The sequence below is a fragment of the Vibrio sp. SG41-7 genome, assembly GCF_014164465.1.
GTDB lineage: Bacteria > Pseudomonadota > Gammaproteobacteria > Enterobacterales > Vibrionaceae > Vibrio > Vibrio splendidus.
In genome coordinates, this window is the sequence record NZ_JACJFF010000266.1 from 1 (window position 1) to 1,844 (window position 1,844).

Genomic DNA, 1,844 nt, shown 5'->3' on the forward strand with positions numbered 1-1,844 from the left:
CTAATGGCTTGAAGTGTTTTATTACTGCTTCGTAACTCTGAATGGAATCAGTATCTGATTGGATCAGTATTGGAATTGATAGAGCTCCCGGGACCTTTTGTTTACTTATATATAGTGGGATCCCAATGTCCGAATCTGTAATTCAATTTAATGAATTAGCCCTTAACGATAACATTCTTTCAGCTCTTGATAGCATGGGTTTCGTTTCTCCGACTCCAATCCAAGCAGCAGCTATTCCTCTTCTTCTTGAAGGCCGTGACGCACTAGGTAAAGCACAGACTGGTACTGGTAAAACAGCAGCATTCTCTCTGCCTTTACTTAACAAAATCAACCTGAACCAACACAAACCACAAGCAATCATCATGGCTCCTACTCGTGAGCTAGCGATTCAAGTTGCTGCGGAAATCAAAAACTTAGGTCGTGACATCAACGGTCTTAAAGTTCTTGAAATCTACGGTGGTGCTTCAATTGTTGACCAAATGCGTGCTCTAAGCCGCGGTGCTCACATTGTTGTTGGTACTCCAGGTCGTGTTAAAGACTTACTAACTCGTGACCGTCTACACCTAGATGAAGCACATACATTTGTTCTTGATGAAGCAGATGAAATGCTAAAAATGGGTTTCGTAGATGACGTTACTTGGATTCTTGAGCAAGCTCCAGAAACTGCACAACGCGTACTTTTCTCTGCAACTATGCCTCCAATGGTTAAGACTATTGTTGACCGTTACCTACGTAACCCTGCACGAGTTGACGTTGCTGGTACTAACCACACAGTTGACAAAGTAGCGCAGAATTACTGGGTTGTTAAAGGCGTAGAAAAAGACGAAGCAATGTCTCGTCTTCTTGAAACTGAAGAAACTGACGCGTCAATCGTATTCGTACGTACTCGTCAAGACACTGAGCGTCTAGCTGATTGGCTATCTGCACGTGGCTTCAAAGCTGCTGCATTGCACGGTGATATTCCTCAGTCTCTACGTGAGCGCACTGTTGATCACATCAAACAAGGTGTTATCGATATCCTAGTTGCAACTGACGTTGTAGCACGTGGTCTTGATGTTCCACGTATCACTCACGTATTTAACTACGACATCCCATTCGATGTTGAATCTTACATCCACCGTATTGGTCGTACAGGCCGTGCTGGACGTAAAGGTAAAGCGATCCTACTAGTTCGCACTAACCAAATCCGTATGCTTCGCACAATCGAGCGTGTAACTAAGTCTCAAATGGAAGAAATCCAACTTCCACAACGTGACGAAGTTGCTGCTGCACGTGTTGCTAAGCTTGGTGCTGAGCTTGAAACTGAGAAAGAGAGCAAAGCTCTAGAAAACTTCGCAGGTTTAATCTCTACACTACAAGAATCTCTAGAAGTTGATGCTGCTACTCTAGCTGCAATGCTTCTTAAGCGTCAGCAAGGTAAGAGCCCACTATTCTACGTTGGCGAAGACCCAATGATCGCTGCTATTGAGCGTGATAAGAACCGTCGCAAAGAGCGTCGTGAAGATCGTGACAATGGCCGTGACGGTGGTGGTCGTAACTTCAATACGCAAGATTGGGATACGTACCAACTACAAGTTGGCCGTGAGCAAGGCGTTCAGGTTAAAGACATCGTTGGCGCACTAGCAAACGAACTAGGCCTAACTAAAGGTTCTATCGGTGCTATCAAGCTAGACCAAGGTTCTACTTACGTTCAACTGCCAAAAGCAATGAACTCTGAAACTGCTGGTAAGCTAAGCAAACTTCGCATTCGTCAAAAAGAAGCTGGCGCTGTAGTTGTTGATTTCAACGACTTCCGTGAGCCTCGTCGTGGCGGCGGCGGTCGTGATGGCGGTCGTGGCGGTCGT

1 protein-coding gene is annotated in these 1,844 nt (G+C 45.4%); it reads left to right on the forward strand.

Annotated elements, in window-relative coordinates; translation table 11 throughout:
- Positions 1-125: 125 nt before the first annotated feature.
- The coding region (locus tag H5300_RS26505) for a DEAD/DEAH box helicase (RefSeq protein WP_182797338.1) at positions 126-1,844 on the forward strand (1,719 nt) is incomplete at its 3' end.